Raw genomic sequence first — 16281 nt, 5'->3', positions numbered from 1 at the left:
AGTTGATCCCGGCTAGTACGGATATCAACCGCTACCTGAACTGTTCGGCCATCACGGGTGTTGGCCGGGCGACAGGAAGTTTCTTCTTGCGCCGCCCGTACGTCAGGAACCGCAGCAGCACCTCCAGGGGACCGCGAATGCCCGCGAGATGCATGCCCAGTGCCAGCAGGACGGTGGTGAGCCAGGTGAGAAGGCCTATGAGCGATGCCTGCGCGACGCCGATCTCGTAGCCGAGACCGCCGATCGTGAACAACGCCGTCCACGACACGGACTGCAGGATGTAGCACGTCAGCGAACGCTCACCGGTCGCCGCGATCGCCACCATCAGCAGGTTCGGCGTCTTCACCCGTGCCGAGATCCACCCCATCAGCGCCGCGTAGCCGAGACCGCCGGGCAGCAGACTGACGGTGTGCAGGATGGCAAGCGGCCTCGGCACGTAGTCCACCACCTGCGCGACCTTCAGCGCGAGCGGCAGGCAGCCGATGATCATGAACCCGATGCCCGCGAGCGCTGTGTTGCGCAGGAACCGCACGTGTCGTTCGGGTTCCGTCAGCATCCGGTGCCGTGCGGCCCACATGCCCAGCACCATCGGGACCAGCACGGCCGCCGGCCACACCACGGTGTGCAGTGCCCAGGTCTCGATCCCCTCCGGCAGCACCCCGTCGACCTTGAGGATCCCGGCCGCGGACAGGCCGATGTAGGCCAGGTGCACCACCATCCACCCGCCGGCGAGTGCCAGCAGGGACTGGTTGCGCCACACCATCGTGCTGACCAGCACCAGTCCGAGCACGCCGTAGGTGCCGAGGATGTCGGCCTCGAACAGGAAGTACGCGTGGAGACCGCCGAGCACGATCATCCAGAAGCAGCGCTTGATGATCACCCAGCGCGCCATGGGCCACGTGGCCTGCCGGCCCGCCATCTGCACCAGCCCGTAGCCGAACATCGCCGCGAACAGCGGAAGCGGTTGTCCGTCGACGAAGACCATCTGCACACCGGCGATCGCCTTGTCGAGCGAACTGCCGTCCGTGGGGTAGTAGCGATGGGTCGTCGGGTGGCCCCGGATGAACGAATGCGCGTGCGAGAGTGCGATCAACATCAACATCAAGCCACGCGCAAGGTCGGGCGCCAACGACCGCTTGCTCACTGTGTGCATCTGATTCCCCAGCGTCTCACTGCACCAGCGCGGTGAGTGACCTGCAAATGTACTGGGCGAAAGAGAGGCTTTCAGTGGTTTCCGATGTAGTTCGGGCGAAGTGTGGTGGACTCGTCACGATGGTCGGCAGAGATCTCTCCGCACTGGCTTCAGCTGACGAAGCCGCGTTCCCCGCAGGTCCGGACTCGTGAATGCCAAGGCCGGTTTCTTCGCCGACGTCGTGCAGACCGGCACCGTCCTCGGGCTCGACGCGAACCTGGGCCCGGACGTCGCGGCCGAGGTCATGGGTGGGCTCGGCGGGGAGAAGCACGGCGGGCGCACGTACTGGCGGTCGTACGGGCTGGTCGAGGTCGGCTGGTACCGGCGGGAACGCGAGCTGGGCTGGCAGGGCGAGCACCTCGCCGTGCAGGCGCATCGGCTGGAGTACGGCGACGAGTGGCTGGATGACGCCGTGGCCGCGAAGTACGGGCGGTTCGGCGGGGTGCTGATGTTCGACGAGCTCGCGGCCGAGTTGGAGCGGCGTGGGGTCGAGCTGGTCGCGGTCGGTGGGGTGGAGTTCGGGCATCAGCTGTACTGGCAGCCGGACGCTCAGGTCACGGTTCACGTGGGAGTGGATCCCGAGTTCCGGCCCGGCAGCGTGCGGAAGATCTTCACGGCGTTCGGGCAGGATCTGACGATCTCGTTCGACGGCGACCACCGGATGGTGTGGCGGCAGGTAAAAGCGCTTGCCTCGATGTCGGTGGAGGAGCGGATCGGTTGGGCTGAAAGGCCGGTGGAGGACTTCCGGTCGTGGTGGCGTTATTGCGCAAGGCTTCTGGCAGCGCGCACGGCTTCGCACGACGAGGTGCCTGAACGGCCCAGGTTCGTCGAGCTCGCCTTCTGGATGTGGGACCACGGCGTCACGAAGGGTGTGTACACGCCCAAGGAAATCGCTTACCTGCGTGCGGGTTTCGCTGCGCGAGTTGAGGAGCTGTATCCCGAACTCGCGTTGCCCAGCCATGACGAGCTGGTCGGCGCGTGTCTTGACCACGTCAGCGAACCGATGGCACGCGAGGACAAGAACCTCGTTGATGCCGCGCGGTTGTTGCGGCACGGGCTGCACGACACGAGCCGGTTCGACGCGATCTACGAGGGCCGCAGAACCGCCTGATCAGCAGAAGATCAGTCCGCACTGCTTGGTGGTCGTCGTCGTGGTCGGCGGCCGGGTGGTCGTCGTGGTGACGGGCGGCGGCGCCTTGGTGGTCGTTGTCGTCACCGCTGTGGTGGTGGTCGTGGTTGTCGTCGTAGTCGTTGTCTTGGAAGAAGAAGACGGCGCTGACGACGAGCTGGACGCCACTGTCTGTGACGGGGTCTCGGACTCCGTCGGGATCAGCGAAGGCGTGTTGATCAGTGAGACGCGGGCCGGTTTGTCGCTTCCCGGCCCTGCCGGATCGCCCGACGCGAGCGATCCGACAAGCGGTGCGAGCACGTAAAACGCGGCGACGACCGCACCCAGGAGAGCCCCGGTCGCGAGCCGTCCAGGCCCACTCATCGCCGCCAGCACCCCGATTGCCTATCCCGTTCACTCGATTGGGTCAAGCGAACCGGTTGTTTTCGGTTCAATCAAACCTTGGTGACCGTCACGCCGACTACGCCCTGTGACAGGGGCGCGATCGTCTTGAAGGCCTTCGGGGTCAGGTCGACGCATCGGCCGGTGATGAACGGGCCGCGGTCGTTGATCCGCACGGTCACCGTCTTGCCGTTGGAACGGTTCTTCACCTTCACTCGCGTGCCGAAGGGAAGCGTCTTGTGCGCGGCCGTGAGCTTGTTGGGGTCGAAGCGTTCACCGCTGGCCGTCGTGCCGCCCCCGGAGTAGTAGGAAGCCTTGCAGGTCTCGGCAGAGGCCACGGGGGAGAAGAACACAGCGGTGGCGGCGAGAGAGGCCAGCGTGAGGCCGGCGGCCGCGAGAGTCTTTGCCATGGTGCAAGGAACTCAGGTCCCGGCAAAGACTCGCCTAACGGGCGCCTAACCGGGAAACTGCTCGGCCGCGGACACCAGAAGGTGCCAGTCGCCGTCCGGCAGCGTGCGAAGTCGATCAAGAATTCCCGACATCCTGGCTAGTAACTCAGGGTGATCGGCCCAGAAGGAGTGGTCTACTCTCAGTAGAGCTGCGAGCAGGTCGCCGGGGTACAGGGCGACCGAGCACAGCGGGTCGCACTCGACGTGTTCCAGCGCCAGCAGCGCGGTCACGTCGAGCCCCACCTGATGCGTCACGAGCAGGTGCAACGACGTCGGCGTCAGCTGTCCCACCGGCAGGTCGCGCAGCGCGCACAGGTCGCGGTAGAGCTGGGTCGACGACGAGTCGGGTCTGCGCCAGTCGTCCTCGCTCAGGTGCGCGAGCGTGTTGTCCCGGTCCACGCACCCATGGTCCACGCAAAAGGGCGCCCTAGCGGGCTGACTGAGGCAACGGTTCGGCATTGGGCGACTGCCAGCCCACGCGGACGAGCACCTCGCCCTCGTGCAGCAACACCTGCGACGCCAGGCCCCACACCGTCGACGCCAGCAGCACGCCGCTCACCGCCTCGCCCACGCTCAGCCAGTCGTGCCCGACCATCCGCAGCAGGACACCGTTGCGCCGCGCGACCAGTTCGATGTCGCAGTTCTCGGCGCGGGCCGCGTGCAGCAGCCACGTCAGCGCCGAGTCCGGCACCTCGTCGGCCGTGTAAGGCCGCGGATCGGCCCTGCGCAACGAGATCGCCGCCGCCGGAGCCACCTCGCACGAGAACGGGTCGAGCTCCCAGCGCGGGTGCACCGACGCGACCTGGCCGTCCGGCTGAGAAGCCCGCAGCACGTGGCAGTCCCAGCCCATCGCCGACAACGCGACCCGTACGTGGTGCAGCACCGCACCACACGCGAGCAACGCCGCCTGGTCCGTGCGTGTCGTCAGGAGCTCAAGGCACTCGTTGCCAGTTCGCCATCGCCACGGCGGAACGATGCCGAACGACGGTGCCCTGGCGGCGAGTTTCAGCACTTCCTCGACGGTTCCCGCGTCTGGAGTGCGCACGCTGGTCCTCATCCGGCCAGCCTGCCCACCCCCGGTTGCACGGAACCTGCGTCACGACTGCGCGGCCGCGACCACCGAGGTCACGGTCATCGCCGCACCGCGCGCGAAGTGTTCTTCGTACGCTTCCGGTCCCAACGCCTGCCGGCACAACGCCACGCATTGGTCGTGCGAAGCGGCGAAGTTCGCGGAACCGAACAGCGGCAACCCGACCGACTGCCACACCCGGTCCGCGCCGCCCAGCAGCAGCGCGGCGTGCGACGCGGACCCGGTGACCACCGAGATCAACGCCAGCAGCTCCACGGACACCGCGATGCCCAGCAGGTCGTTGAACTTCTCCTTGATGCGCAACGCGGTGAGGGCCAGCTCACGGGCCCCGGCGACGTCACCGCGTCCCATCGAGACGAAAGCCAGGACGTACAACGCGAACGCGCGTGCCCACAGCTCACCGTTCTCCTCACACACGTCCCGTGCCTTGGCACAGATCTCCGCAGCACGGTCGAGTTCGCCGCCGAACGCCACGGTGATCGCCAACGCCACGCGCGCCATGACCACGTTGCTGTCCATGTGCCCGAGCTCGGCGTGCCGGCGGTCGGCCTCGGCCAGCAACGTCGCTCCCAGCGGCAGATCGTCGTCGAACACGGCCGACGCGCCCTGCACGTAGGTCGCGTAGACGTCGGCGTCCTCGTCGTCCAGCAGCGCGGCCTCGGTGCGGCACCGCTCCAGCAACGCCGGCACCGCGGACGTGTTGCCCTGCAACGTCGCCAGGTATCCGGTGACCCACAACGCCTTGCACCGTGCCCGTGACGGCTGGGTCTCGAGCGACAAAGCCCAGTTCAGCCAGTGCCGTCCCTCGGCGAACCGGCCGCAGCCGACCCAGTAGAACCACAGCGTCGCCGCCAGCCGCAGCCCCGAGTCGGCCTCTCCCGGTGTCGTCAGTGAGTGCTCCAGCGCCGCTCGCAGGTTGCCGCGTTCTGCCGTCATCGCTCCGACGGTCGCGGCCTGCCGCGGCGTGAACCAGGCCCGTTCTCCTTGCAGGGCAACACCTGCGTACCAGTCACGATGGCGCGTCTTCAGCCGTGGCTCTTCATCGCCCGCACGCAACCGCGTCTGCCCGAACTGGCGCATGGTCTCCAGCAACCGATAGCGCGCCACGCCCGCGTGTTCTTCGCGCTGCAGCACGGACTTGTCGACCAGCCCGTCGACCGCGTCGAACATGAAGTCCGCGGTCAGCGACTCGTCGGAGCACACCGCCTCGGCCGCGGCCAGGTCGAAGCTGCCGGCGAAGACCGACGCCCGCGCCCACAGCAGCTGTTCGCGCGGTGAGCAGAGGTCGAAGCTCCACTCCATCGTCGCGAGCAGGGTCTGGTGCTGCGGCAACGCGGTGCGTCCGCCGTCGGTGAGCACCCGGAACCTGTCGTCCAGCCGTTCCAGCAGCTGTGCCGGCGTCAGCGCGCGCACCCGCAACGCCGCCATCTCGATCGCCAGCGGGATGCCGTCGAGCCTTTTGCACAGGTCTGTGACGGCCTGCTCGTTCGCGCGCGTGATGACGAACGAGCCTGGAATCGCCGCGTCGGCGCGTTGGGCGAACAACGTCGCCGCCGGATACGGCACGGACAACGGCGCCACGGACATCACCTGCTCGCCATAGACCCGTAGCGCGCGACGGGACGTGGCGATGACACGGAGGTTCGGAGCCACCCGCAGCAGCGTGTCCACCAGGACCGCGCAGTGGTCCACGACGTGCTCGCAGTTGTCCAGCACCAGCAACGCGTCCTTGCCGGCCAGGAACTCCGTGAGGACGCTCAGCTGCCCGCGCCCGGTCTGGTCGACCACGCCCAGCGCCTCGGCGACGGTGTGGGGGACCAGGGCGCGGTCGCGCAACGCCGCGAACTCCACCAGCCACACGCCGTCCGGAGGCTGCTCGGCGCGCGCCACGTGCACCGCCAGCCGCGTCTTGCCCACTCCGCCGACGCCTATCAGCGTGACCAGCCGGTGCTTCCTGATCAGGTCGGCGACGTGCTCGGACTCCGGGCGGTCCACGAAGCTCGACCGGTCGGCGGGAAGGTTGCCGCGCACTGGGGCCGGCGCGCGTTCGGGCAGGTCGAGGCGCGGATCGGCGGTCAGCACCGCCTGTTCGAGATCGCGCAGCCGCGGGCCGGGCTCGATCCCGAGCTCGTCGACCAGGGCACCGCGCGCCCGTTGGAACGCGGCCAGCGACTCGGCCTGCCTGCCGCACCGGTAGAGCGCGATCATCAGCTGTTCCCACAGCCGTTCGCGGAACGGGTGCTGCTCGACCAGCGAGTTGACCAGCGGCGCCACCGCGGCGTGCTCGCCGAGCGCCAGCGACGCCTCCATCAGGTCCTCGGTCGCGTCCATCCGCAGGTCGAGGAGCCGCGCGGACTCCTGCCGGGTCCACTCGCCCGGCCGGCAGTCCGCGAGCGGGTCGCCGCTCCACAACGCCAGGGCTTCGCGCAGCATCTTCGCGGACTGCAACGGTTCGTCGCTGTGCCGTGCTGCTGCGACGAGCGCCTCGAACCGTGCGACATCAACGGTGTCCGCAGGCGCGTTCAGCACGTAGCCCGGCTCGCGGGTGGTGATCAACTCACCGAGCCCGGCGTCGCGAATCTGGCCGCGCAGACGGGCGAGCAGGCTGTGCAGGGTCTTCGTGGCGCTCGCCGGCGCCTCGTCCGACCAGAGCGCGTCCACGAGCGCACTCCTCGGCACCGTCTCTCCCGGGTTCAGCGCCAGCCGTGCCACCAGGGTTCTCTGTCCCGCGCTGCTGAGCTGGACTGCTCCGTTCGGACCGGTGAGTTCGAGCGGTCCGAGCAGCCGGATTATCACGTTTTCGTCCTGTCGTCAGCCCCCGACAAAGGCTGGAACCGCGCAAAGATATCGCAATGGAATTCGACCCGAGAATCAACGCCCAGCGCGTCACCGCATACGCCGACCTGCGTGCCGTGCTGGCTGATCCGGTGACGTTCTCCTCCCGGAACATGGCAGGTCCGCAGGTCGCGGCCGTGGCGGCGATGATGCCGCCGGAGCAGCGGCGATTGTTGGAACTGATGTCCTCGCTCAACGCGGCGGACGGCACCAGGCACGCCCGGATTCGTGCGGCGGCGAATCAGAAATTCACTCCAACGGCCGTGCGCCAAATGGCTGACACAATTAGGGCACGCGCACGGACTCTGCTCGACGAACTACCGGAAGAGGCCGATTTCGTCAGCCAGTTCGCCGCGCCGTTCGCGTTGGGCGTCGTCGGAGACGTGCTCGGTGTGCCGGAAGCGGACTTCCCGCTGTTCCGCGAGTTCGTGGCACCGGTGCTGGAACTGACCAGCGGCGAGGAGGTCAGCGAGCGCGTGCTCGGGTCGTACTTCGCCGGGATGAACGAGTTCTGCGCCTACTTCGCCCGCTCGGACGCGTTCAGGGGCGGGCAGCTGTCCGAGCAGGAACGGCTGTCGCTGTGCCTCGCGATCGTCGTGGCCGGGACCGACTCGACCACGAACATGCTGGCCAGCACGGTGCTGCGACTCGACGCCAAGGAGCGACGGCTGGGCGGCGTGGTCGAGGAGGTCGTGCGTCTGGACACGCCGTTCATCGGTTTCTTCCGGACGGCGACGTGCCCGGTGACCATGGGCGGGGTGAAGATCGCCGAGGGCGACCACCTGTTCCTCGACTACGCGGCGGGCAACCGCGACCCGAAGGTGTTCACCGAGGACTTCGACCCGGGAAGGCCGTCCGTGCCAGGCCATCTCGGCTTCGGGCACGGACCGCACTACTGCCTCGGCGCCCAGCTCGCGAAGCTGGAGGGCCGGATCGTCGCCGAAGAGCTGCTCGACCGCTCGTCCGAGGTGGCCGAGCAGCCCGGCGACGTGCGCTACCGCAGGCACCTGATCAGTCACGGGCCCGCGGCGCTGCGATTCAGACCAGGGCAGCGTCGAGGGTGATGTTCTCGACGGCCGCGAGCGCCTTGGAGACCGGGCAGTTCGCCTTGGCGCCCTCGGCGGCCGTGACGAAGTCCTCCTGGGACAGGCCGGGCACGTTGGCGCGGACGGTCAGGTGGATGCCGGTGATGCCGACGCCCGCCTGGAAGCTCACCTCGGCCTTGGTGTCGATCGAGGTGGGCGGGGTGCCGGCACCGGTCAGGCCGTGCGACAGGGCCATCGAGTAGCAGGCGGAGTGCGCGGCGGCGATGAGCTCCTCGGGGCTGGTCTTGCCGCCCGCTTCCTCGGCGCGCGCCTTCCAGTCGATGTCGAAGCTGCCGCTGTTGGAGGTGGCGAGGCTGACGTTCCCCTTGCCCTCGACGAGGGAGCCTTCCCAGTGAGCGTTTGCCGTCTGCTTGATGGCCATGATCTCCATGTCCTTTGTCGAACGGGCTCGATCAGGTTGATGCGAGCGGACTCCACCACCCTTTCACGGGTGGGCTCGGAGATCACCCCGAGAACCACTCGACTCCGGCTGCGAGAGTCTGTCGTGTGAACGTCGTGCTGCCTCCACGTGTCGTTGCCGGAGATCGGGTTCGTCTCGTGTCACCCGCGAGCTTCCCGAGTGAGGAGGAGCTCGCTGAGTCCGTGCGGGCGCTGGAGAGCTGGGGACTGGTCGCCGAGGTGGGCGAGCACGCGCTGGACCGCCACGGCTACCTGGCGGGCAGGGACTCCGATCGGCTGGCCGATCTCGACGACGCCTACCGCGATCCCGGAGTGCGGGCGGTCATCGCCACGCGAGGTGGCGCCGGCGCGTACCGCATCGCCCACGACCTCGACTTCGACGCCGTGCGCGCCGACCCCAAACCGCTGGTGGGGTTCAGTGACATCACCAGCCTGCACCTGGCCCTGTGGCGGCACTGCCGTGTCGCCGGGATCCACGGCTTCCTGGCCGGCGCTCGCTCGGCGGCCTCGACGCGGTCGTTGCTGATGGAGACCGAACCCGCCGTGCTGCGTCGCGACCAGGAGGCGCTCACGGCGGCCGTCCAGGTGGGTGGTGTGGCGACGGGCAACCTCGTCGGCGGGCATCTCGGCACCCTCGCCTGGTCCGTGGGTGCCGAGATGCCCGACCTGGACGGCGCGATCCTGTTCCTGGAGGCCCCGCGGGCGGTCGGGCTGGGACACGTCGACCGGCAGCTGACGCAACTCATCCGGTCGGGCTCGCTGCGGGGGCTGCGCGGGGTCGCGCTCGGCCGGTTCCCGGGGTTCGAGGACTTCGTCGACCGCGACTGGACCGTCCTCGACGTTCTGCGCGACCGGCTGGAGCCTCTGGGGGTGCCGGTGATCGGCGGCATCGACGTCGGCCACGGTGACCACCCGTTGTCCATCGCGCTTGGACCAATGGCCGAGTTGGACGCCGACGCGGGCACGCTCACCATCGACCCTGCCGTGAAGTGATCGCCGGGGGGCTTGGGGGGTCGTCCCCCCAAAATAATGGCGGAACGCAAACGGCTCATGCTCTCCATGAGCATGAGCCGCCTGTGCGTGGAGCGGATGACGAGACTCGAACTCGCGACCCTCACCTTGGCAAGGTGATGCGCTACCAACTGCGCTACATCCGCACTGCCTTACGGGAGAGAACTATACAACAGCCCTTAAACGGCATCTTGCGAGGGGGGTTCCAAACCGGCCAGCAGTTGATCTACCTCGTCCAACTGCTCCTTCGGCCAGCGCCACTCCCACAGCGCCCGCACCTTGGGCAGCACGTCGACCGGCAGCCACGCGGCCACCTCCTCGCGGAGGTCCCAGTCGTCGAACACGTGCTCGTAGAAGCTGATCAAGGCCGCGTTCTCCAGGAACTGCTCCGGCTGGTGGAAGCACCAGTGCGCGAAGCCGTACGCGCGCCGGAGCACGTCGTCGGCCTGCTCGCGGTGCGCTTCCTGGGCCAGCTGGTACAGCTCGGAGAAGAAGACGTGGCAGGACCACTCCTCGGTCTCGGCGACAGCCCGAAGTTCCGGCACGAGGGCCGAGGCGCGTTCTCGCCAGTCCACCACGGGCGTGACGATAGTCGCTGGATCTTCTTCCGCCGACGGGCCGACGCCCACCTGTGACCGTCCTGTCACCGAATGCGTTGCGCTGATCAGCCCACGCCGAACGGATGGTCTTGTGTATCGACCTGTTCTCATCGAGGAGCAGGTCTGGCCCCTTGTGGCATGTTGAAGCCTGTGATGGTCGACGAGAACGAGGTCGACCGGGACCTGCTCGCCAGAGTGCGCGAGGGAGATGACTCGGCCTACGGCGAACTGTTCTCCCGGCATGCGGACGCGATCCGCCGTTTCTCTCTCAGGCACGTCCGCGAGGCGGCTGAGGCGGACGACCTCACCGCTGAGGCGTTCTTCCGCATGCTGCAGGCGATTCGCCGCGGCAGCGGTCCCACGGACCACGTCCGCACCTACCTGCTGACCGTCGCACGCCGCGTCGCGTGGGAGTGGAGCGGGCGGCGCCGGGACGTGCCCGTCGAGGACGAGGAACTGGGCCGGCGCGTCGAACCGGTGAGCGACAACGCGAACAGCCGGGCCGAGCACAACCTCATCACCAGGGCTTTCTCCAGCCTTCCCGAACGCTGGCGGGTCGTGCTGTGGCGCGTCGAGGTGGAGGGCGAACGCCCCGCCACCGTGGCACCGCACTTCGGACTCTCGCCGAACGCCATGTCGGCGTTGGCCCGGCGTGCGCGCGAGGGGCTGCGCGCGGCGTACCTGCAGGCTCACCTCGCGGCTGACGACGGGCGTTCGTCGTGCGCGGCGATCCGTTCGAAGCTCGGCACCTACACCGCGGGCGGGGTCCAGGGCGTCGAAGAACGCCGGATCCGCGCCCACCTCGACACCTGTTCTGCCTGCACCCAGCTCTACACCGAGCTGAACGAGGTCTGCGCGACGCTGCGCGCCAACTCGGCGTTGCTGATCGTGCCGACCACGCTGGGGCTCGCGTTCGCCGGGAAGGTCTTCCTCACGAAGGCGAAACTGGCCGTCGCGGCGGCGAGCGTGGCGACCATCGGCCTGTTCGGGACGATGGCCGCGGTGTTCAACGGCGGCCCCGGTGTCGCCGTGCTGCAGCCGGACCAGAACCCGGTCGTCGCGATGAACACCTCGAACTCGACGAGCTCCGAGCACAGCCAGGAGCTCGTGGTCGCCCAGCCGCCGCCGCAGGGACACCAGCAGCAGCTGCAGGAGAACGTGATCAACCCCGGCGGCGGGCAGCGGCAGGAGACCGTGCGCAGGACGACGTCCGTGCCGGTGCCGACCAGCGACCAGCGCCAGGACCCGCCGGTGGAGCGGGCGGAGAAGATCGTGGAGTCGTCGGAGAAGTCCGAGGTCGTCACCTCGGTGCCGACCACGACGCGGGACATCACGTCGCTCGACACGCCGTCGTCTTCCGAACCGCCGTCGTCGTCTTCCGAACCGTGCTCGACGCCGCAGACCACGGCCACGACGATCACGCTCTACCCGAAGCCGGCACTCGAAAACTGACGGTGACGATCAAGCTCAGCCGAGTTCACCCACAAGGCTCTGCCTCCGCCAGGTACGGTTTGTCCAAGACCGACCGACTGTGGGAGACGGGTACATGACGCGGCTGGTGCGCGGTGCTGACGGGCGGATGTGGACTGTCCACAGCCGCATCGAGTGGCGCAACCCGGTGGAGTCCGACGACTTCGAACACGACGTCAGCGGTGGTGTGCTGCCCGGGATCATGATGGCGGGCATGCTCGCCGTCATGGTGGTCGTGCTGATCGCCTGGACGCCGGAGCAGGTCGTCGTCCCCGCCTGGCTGATCCTCGCGCTGATCTTCCTGTTCGCGTTCTTCCCGGTCCGCTGGGCGCTGCGCCGCCCGCACACGCTGGTCGCGGAGAGCAAGGCCACGGCCGACGAGCTGCCACCCGAGCGGTGGATCGGCTCGGTTCGCGGTCCGATGGCGGTGCGCCAGGAGGCCTCCCGCGTGGCCCGCACGATCGAGATGCACTCGCTGCCGGACGTCGAAGGTCCGCTGCAACCCGTCGACTGATGCGACACTGGTCTGGTGCCCGAGCTACCCGAGGTAGAAGCACTGGTCCACCACCTGCGTGAGAACGCGGTGGGCCGTGTGGTGCACCGCGTCGACGTGGCTTCGCTGCAGGTCCTCAAGACGTTCGACCCGCCGTGGACCGCACTGCACGGCCAAGAGGTCGTCGCCGCGCACCGGCACGGCAAGCACCTCGACCTGGAAGTCGCGGACGGCCTGCACCTGGTCGTCCACCTCGCCCGCGCCGGCTGGCTGCGCTGGGCGGACACCATGTCCGCACCACCGCCCAAACAGGGCCGCGGACCACTCGCGTTGCGCGTGCACCTCGGTCCGCCCGGCCAGGGGCCTGGGTTCGACCTGACGGAAGCGGGCACGAAGAAGGGCCTCGCCGCGTGGATCGTGCGCGACCCGAAGACCATCCCGAGCGTCGCCAGGCTGGGCCCCGACGCGCTGGGGATCACCCGCACGCAGCTGGAAGACCTGTTCGACAAGCGGACCGAGCGGCTCAAGACGTCGCTGACCGACCAGACCCTGATCGCGGGCATCGGCAACGCCTATTCCGACGAGATCATGCACATGGCCCGGCTCTCGCCGTACGCGACGACGGGCAAGCTGAACTCCGAACAGCTCGACCATCTGCACGAGGCGATGCTCACCACCCTGACCGATGCGGTCGCACGGTCCGTCGGTCAGGACGCGGCACGGCTCAAGGGCGAGAAGCGGTCGGGGCTGCGGGTGCACGCACGCACCGGGCTGCCGTGTCCGGTGTGCGGCGACACGGTTCGTGAGGTGTCGTTCGCGGACAAGGCCTTCCAGTACTGCCCGACGTGCCAGACCGGCGGCAAGCCGCTGGCCGACCGCCGGTTGTCCCGCCTGCTCAAATAACCGCTGCTTAACCGGCCCGGCCCATCCTCGGGCGCATGACACGTCTGAGGAAAGCCGCCGCCGTCGTGGCGGCCGCCGCCGCGGCCCTGGTCCTCGCGCCGATGAACGCCCACGCGGCCGAGTACGGGTGCACGGGCTCGTTGATCGACACCTACAAGGTGATGTCGCGCGTGCCGAACCACCTGAGCACCATCCGGCTCTACTACAACTCCAGCACGGGCTACAACTGCGCGGCCAACGTGAAGACGGCCTACTACTCGCAGTTCAAGCACCAGGCCAGCATCTCCATGTACAACCAGGACTTCCGCGAGGACGACAACAACCGCCCCGGCTACAACAACGACTTCGACTCCGGCAACTTCCAGTACTACGCCGGCCCGGTCAAGGTGTACGCCAAGGGCAAGTGCGTGACGATTCGCGCGATCACCTACTACTACGACGAGATGGCCATCAAGGACGCCGTCGGAGTCCACTGCGGTTAGGTGACGATCAGAACCTCCAGGGTGCGGGGGCCGTGGACGCCCTCCACCCGGCTGAGCTCGATGTCGCTGGTCGCCGACGGACCGCTGATGAACGTCAGCGGCCGCGTGGGATCCAGCCGCTGCAACGCTTCCGGCACCGACGCCGCGATCTGGTCCGCCCGCACCACGCACAGGTGGTAGTCGGGCAGCAGGGTGAGCGCGCGGCGTCCCTGGGCCTCGCCGGCGTCCAGCACGATCGTGCCGGTGTCCGCGATCGCGGCCGCGCACCCGGTCAGCACGCCGTCGGCCTGGTCGAGCTCGTCGATCGTGAGCGGCTCGTGCAGCCACGTGACGCCGTCGACCAACCACTCGGCCGGAACGTCCTGGGGAGCGACGATTCGCTTGCCCTTCAAGGCTTCCAGCGACTCGGGCACGTTCGTGACGACGTGCACGATCGCGCGGTAGTCCGCGACCCGTTCGGCGAACAGCTCGATGCTGCCGGAGCCTGTCTGGTTGTAGCCGCGGACAACGGGCACAGCCGCCGGCACTTGAGCGTTGCGGATGCGCTGAAGGATCTCTTCTCGTGCACTAGCCACGGTTCTTCCTCCACCACGCGCGGAACGACTCGGACGGCGGTGCGGGCACGTCGCGGGAGGACGTCCACTTCGAGCCCGGCCACGGCAGCGACGTGATCTTGCCGTCGCGCGCCAGGAAACGGGCCAGGGCACCGGCTTTCTGCGCCTTCTCGTAGCGCGAGGCCTCCCGGAACATCCACGCGGCGGCCGACATCGCGACGGACTCCGCGGTGCGTCCCTTGGCTTCCACGACCTCGGCGCGCAGGTGGGTCAGCACCGACGGGATGTCGATCCGCACCGGGCAGACCTCGAAGCACGCGCCGCACAGTGAAGAGGCATAAGGAAGTGAGGCCGCCTGCGGGTCGTGCAGGTCGCCGACCAGTTGCGGCGTCAGGATCGCGCCGATGGGGCCGGGGTAGACCGAGCCGTACGACTTGCCGCCGGTGCGTTCGTAGACCGGGCAGACGTTGAGGCACGCCGAGCAGCGGATGCACCGAAGTGCCTGGCGCCCGACGGAATCCGTCAAAGTCGCCGTGCGGCCGTTGTCGATCAGCACGAGGTGGAAGTTCTGCGGGCCGTCGCCGGGCGTCACGCCGGTCCAGACCGACGTGTACGGGTTCATCCGTTCCGCGGTGGACGAGCGGGGCAGCAACTGCAGGAAGACTTCGAGGTCCTGCCACGACGGCACGAGCTTCTCGATGCCCATCACGGTGATCAGGGTGTCCGGCAGCGTCAGGCACATCCGGCCGTTGCCCTCGGACTCCAGCACCACGATCGACCCGGTGTCGGCGACCGCGAAGTTCGCGCCCGAGATGGCGACCTTGGTCGTGAGGAACTTCTGCCGCAGGTACACGCGTGCCGCCTCGGCGAGGTCCGCCGGTTCGTCGGAGACCTCGACCCCCATGCGGCGCTGGAAGATCTCGCGGATCTCCGAGCGGTTGCGGTGGATCGCGGGCACCAGGATGTGCGACGGCCGGTCCTCGCCGAGCTGCACGATCAGTTCGGCGAGGTCGGTCTCGATCGCGCGCACGCCACCGGCTTCGAGGGCCTCGTTGAGCCCGATCTCGGCCGTGGCCATGGATTTGACCTTGACGACCTCGGTCGCCTGCTCCGCCCGGCAGAGGTCGAGCACGATCCGGTTGGCCTCTTCGGCGTCGCGGGCCCAGTGGACGACGCCTCCGCGCGCCGTGACCGACTCCTCGAGCTGCACGAGCAACGTGTCGAGGCGCGCCAGGACGTCGTCCTTGATCTGCTCGCCGGCGACCCTGAGCATCTCCCAGTCGGTCATCTCGGCGACGGCGGCCGCCCTGCGTCCCCGGATCGTCCCGGTGGCCTTGCGCAGGTTCTGTCGCAACTGGGTGTCGTTCAACGCCTCCTTGGCGGCCTTGGGGAACGTCGGGCTGCCCAGCCACGTCACGGGGTTGCGCGCCACGGGTCCTCCTCCGTCGAAGCCAGGATCTCCGCCAGGTGCACCGGCCGGACGCCCGCGCGCAGTCGCGAGAGCCCGCCTCCGATGTGCATGAGGCAGGAGTTGTCGCCGGCGCACAGCACCTCGGCGCCGGTGTCGAGCACACACCGCATCTTGTCCGCGAGCATCGCCGTGGACGTCTCGGCGTTCTTGATCGCGAACGTGCCACCGAAGCCGCAGCACTGCGTCGAGTCCGGCAGTTCCACCAGATCGAGTGCCTTCACGGCCCTGAGCAGCGCCAACGGCTTGTTGCCGACCCCCAGCATGCGCAACGAGTGACACGTGGGGTGGTAGGTGACCCGGTGGGGGAACCAGGCGCCGACGTCGGTCACGCCGAGCACGTCGACGAGGAACTCCGCGAGCTCGAACGTGCGCGGCGGAGACTCACCGAGCGTGGGATGGACCTCGCGGACCATGCCCGCGCATGACCCGGATGGCGCAACCACGTAGTCGTAGCCGCCGAAGACGTCGGTGTACTTGCGCGCCAGCGGCTTCGACAGTTCCCGGTAGCCGGTGTTGAAGTGCATCTGGCCGCAGCACGTCTGATCGAGCGGGAACTCGACCGTGCAGTCGAGCCGCTCCAGCAAACGCACCACGGCACGGGCCGTCTCCGGGAAGAACGTGTCGGTCAGGCAGGTCGCGAACAGAGCCACTTTCACGGGCACACCCTCTCCCCAAATTCATCGGATGTCTACCCGGATCGGTGGACCGTACGGGGGT

General features: G+C 68.3%; 18 protein-coding genes and 1 tRNA gene. 8 read left to right on the top strand and 11 right to left on the bottom strand.

Going from position 1 to position 16281, the window contains the following annotated elements:
• Positions 1–31: 31 nt before the first annotated feature.
• Positions 32–1096 (bottom strand): DUF418 domain-containing protein, encoded by a 1065-nt coding sequence (locus tag ACIRG5_RS12065; RefSeq protein WP_402903847.1) that lies wholly within the window; start codon positions 1094–1096, stop codon positions 32–34.
• 244 nt (positions 1097–1340) lie between these two features.
• Between ACIRG5_RS12065 and ACIRG5_RS12060 the strand changes: the two genes are divergently transcribed.
• Positions 1341–2303 (top strand): hypothetical protein, encoded by a 963-nt coding sequence (locus tag ACIRG5_RS12060; protein WP_402903844.1) that lies wholly within the window; start codon positions 1341–1343, stop codon positions 2301–2303.
• A gap of 28 nt (positions 2304–2331) precedes the next feature.
• Positions 2332–2625 (top strand): hypothetical protein, encoded by a 294-nt coding sequence (locus ACIRG5_RS12055; protein WP_402903841.1) that lies wholly within the window; start codon positions 2332–2334, stop codon positions 2623–2625.
• A gap of 130 nt (positions 2626–2755) precedes the next feature.
• On the opposite strand, the gene ACIRG5_RS12050 is transcribed toward ACIRG5_RS12055, so the two are convergent.
• The 4 genes from ACIRG5_RS12050 to ACIRG5_RS12035 are packed head-to-tail and all read right to left on the bottom strand — an operon-like array spanning position 2756 to position 7037.
• On the bottom strand, positions 2756–3112 hold the full coding sequence (locus ACIRG5_RS12050; RefSeq protein WP_030480284.1) for a septal ring lytic transglycosylase RlpA family protein: 357 nt from the start codon (positions 3110–3112) through the stop codon (positions 2756–2758).
• A gap of 45 nt (positions 3113–3157) precedes the next feature.
• Entirely contained in the window at positions 3158–3550 is a 393-nt protein-coding gene (locus ACIRG5_RS12045; protein ID WP_402903838.1) for a contact-dependent growth inhibition system immunity protein, read from the bottom strand.
• Positions 3551–3578: 28 nt separating this feature from the next.
• Positions 3579–4208, bottom strand: a complete 630-nt coding sequence (locus ACIRG5_RS12040) for a hypothetical protein (protein WP_402903836.1) — start codon at positions 4206–4208, stop codon at positions 3579–3581.
• Between the two features lie 39 nt (positions 4209–4247).
• Positions 4248–7037 (bottom strand): BTAD domain-containing putative transcriptional regulator, encoded by a 2790-nt coding sequence (locus ACIRG5_RS12035; protein ID WP_402903833.1) that lies wholly within the window; start codon positions 7035–7037, stop codon positions 4248–4250.
• Between the two features lie 56 nt (positions 7038–7093).
• On the opposite strand from ACIRG5_RS12035, the gene ACIRG5_RS12030 reads away from it, so the two are divergent.
• Entirely contained in the window at positions 7094–8140 is a 1047-nt protein-coding gene (locus ACIRG5_RS12030; RefSeq protein ID WP_402903830.1) for a cytochrome P450, read from the top strand.
• Here the strand turns inward: ACIRG5_RS12030 and ACIRG5_RS12025 are convergent.
• Positions 8115–8543 (bottom strand): OsmC family protein, encoded by a 429-nt coding sequence (locus ACIRG5_RS12025; RefSeq protein ID WP_030480288.1) that lies wholly within the window; start codon positions 8541–8543, stop codon positions 8115–8117. The genes ACIRG5_RS12030 and ACIRG5_RS12025 overlap by 26 nt on opposite strands.
• Before the next feature lie 176 nt (positions 8544–8719).
• On the opposite strand from ACIRG5_RS12025, the gene ACIRG5_RS12020 reads away from it, so the two are divergent.
• On the top strand, positions 8720–9574 hold the full coding sequence (locus ACIRG5_RS12020) for an LD-carboxypeptidase (protein WP_402903827.1): 855 nt from the start codon (positions 8720–8722) through the stop codon (positions 9572–9574).
• A gap of 88 nt (positions 9575–9662) precedes the next feature.
• On the opposite strand, the gene ACIRG5_RS12015 is transcribed toward ACIRG5_RS12020, so the two are convergent.
• A tRNA-Gly gene (locus ACIRG5_RS12015) sits at positions 9663–9738 on the bottom strand.
• 33 nt (positions 9739–9771) lie between these two features.
• A complete protein-coding gene (locus tag ACIRG5_RS12010) occupies positions 9772–10170 on the bottom strand; it encodes a hypothetical protein (RefSeq protein ID WP_093596160.1) in 399 nt (132 codons plus the stop codon).
• A 159-nt stretch (positions 10171–10329) separates the two neighbouring features.
• On the opposite strand from ACIRG5_RS12010, the gene ACIRG5_RS12005 reads away from it, so the two are divergent.
• From ACIRG5_RS12005 to ACIRG5_RS11990, 4 genes are all read left to right on the top strand, one after another.
• A complete protein-coding gene (locus ACIRG5_RS12005) occupies positions 10330–11643 on the top strand; it encodes a sigma-70 family RNA polymerase sigma factor (protein WP_402903824.1) in 1314 nt (437 codons plus the stop codon).
• Positions 11644–11737: 94 nt separating this feature from the next.
• Entirely contained in the window at positions 11738–12175 is a 438-nt protein-coding gene (locus ACIRG5_RS12000; RefSeq protein WP_266036465.1) for a DUF983 domain-containing protein, read from the top strand.
• Positions 12176–12190: 15 nt separating this feature from the next.
• Positions 12191–13057: an Fpg/Nei family DNA glycosylase gene (locus ACIRG5_RS11995; protein ID WP_402903822.1), complete on the top strand. Its 867-nt coding sequence runs from the start codon at positions 12191–12193 to the stop codon at positions 13055–13057.
• 35 nt (positions 13058–13092) lie between these two features.
• Entirely contained in the window at positions 13093–13539 is a 447-nt protein-coding gene (locus ACIRG5_RS11990) for a hypothetical protein (protein ID WP_402903819.1), read from the top strand.
• On the opposite strand, the gene ACIRG5_RS11985 is transcribed toward ACIRG5_RS11990, so the two are convergent.
• The 3 genes from ACIRG5_RS11985 to ACIRG5_RS11975 are packed head-to-tail and all read right to left on the bottom strand — an operon-like array spanning position 13536 to position 16214.
• Positions 13536–14114: a lactate utilization protein C gene (locus ACIRG5_RS11985; RefSeq protein WP_402903818.1), complete on the bottom strand. Its 579-nt coding sequence runs from the start codon at positions 14112–14114 to the stop codon at positions 13536–13538. The two genes, ACIRG5_RS11990 and ACIRG5_RS11985, sit on opposite strands and share 4 nt — an antisense overlap.
• Entirely contained in the window at positions 14107–15525 is a 1419-nt protein-coding gene (locus ACIRG5_RS11980; RefSeq protein WP_402903815.1) for a LutB/LldF family L-lactate oxidation iron-sulfur protein, read from the bottom strand. The genes ACIRG5_RS11985 and ACIRG5_RS11980 overlap by 8 nt, the downstream gene beginning before the upstream one ends.
• Positions 15507–16214, bottom strand: coding sequence for a (Fe-S)-binding protein (locus tag ACIRG5_RS11975; RefSeq protein ID WP_402904902.1), 708 nt, complete (start codon positions 16212–16214; stop codon positions 15507–15509). The genes ACIRG5_RS11980 and ACIRG5_RS11975 overlap by 19 nt, the downstream gene beginning before the upstream one ends.
• Positions 16215–16281 lie beyond the last annotated feature (67 nt).

The organism is Lentzea sp. NPDC102401 (genome assembly GCF_044765805.1).
Taxonomy (GTDB): domain Bacteria; phylum Actinomycetota; class Actinomycetes; order Mycobacteriales; family Pseudonocardiaceae; genus Lentzea; species Lentzea sokolovensis.
This window is presented reverse-complemented; position numbering and strand designations above follow the sequence as displayed.

What these genes read in the sequence shown, in the direction of transcription:
- ACIRG5_RS12050 (WP_030480284.1), bottom strand. Translation starts at nt 3,112, where the DNA reads ATGGCAAAGACTCTCGCGGCCGCCGGCCTCACGCTGGCCTCTCTCGCC.
- ACIRG5_RS12065 (WP_402903847.1), bottom strand. Translation starts at nt 1,096, where the DNA reads ATGTTGATCGCACTCTCGCACGCGCATTCGTTCATCCGGGGCCACCCG.
- ACIRG5_RS12000 (WP_266036465.1), top strand. Translation starts at nt 11,738, where the DNA reads ATGACGCGGCTGGTGCGCGGTGCTGACGGGCGGATGTGGACTGTCCAC.
- ACIRG5_RS12005 (WP_402903824.1), top strand. Translation starts at nt 10,330, where the DNA reads ATGTTGAAGCCTGTGATGGTCGACGAGAACGAGGTCGACCGGGACCTG.
- ACIRG5_RS12040 (WP_402903836.1), bottom strand. Translation starts at nt 4,208, where the DNA reads ATGAGGACCAGCGTGCGCACTCCAGACGCGGGAACCGTCGAGGAAGTG.
- ACIRG5_RS12025 (WP_030480288.1), bottom strand. Translation starts at nt 8,543, where the DNA reads ATGGCCATCAAGCAGACGGCAAACGCTCACTGGGAAGGCTCCCTCGTC.
- ACIRG5_RS11990 (WP_402903819.1), top strand. Translation starts at nt 13,093, where the DNA reads ATGACACGTCTGAGGAAAGCCGCCGCCGTCGTGGCGGCCGCCGCCGCG.
- ACIRG5_RS12030 (WP_402903830.1), top strand. Translation starts at nt 7,094, where the DNA reads ATGGAATTCGACCCGAGAATCAACGCCCAGCGCGTCACCGCATACGCC.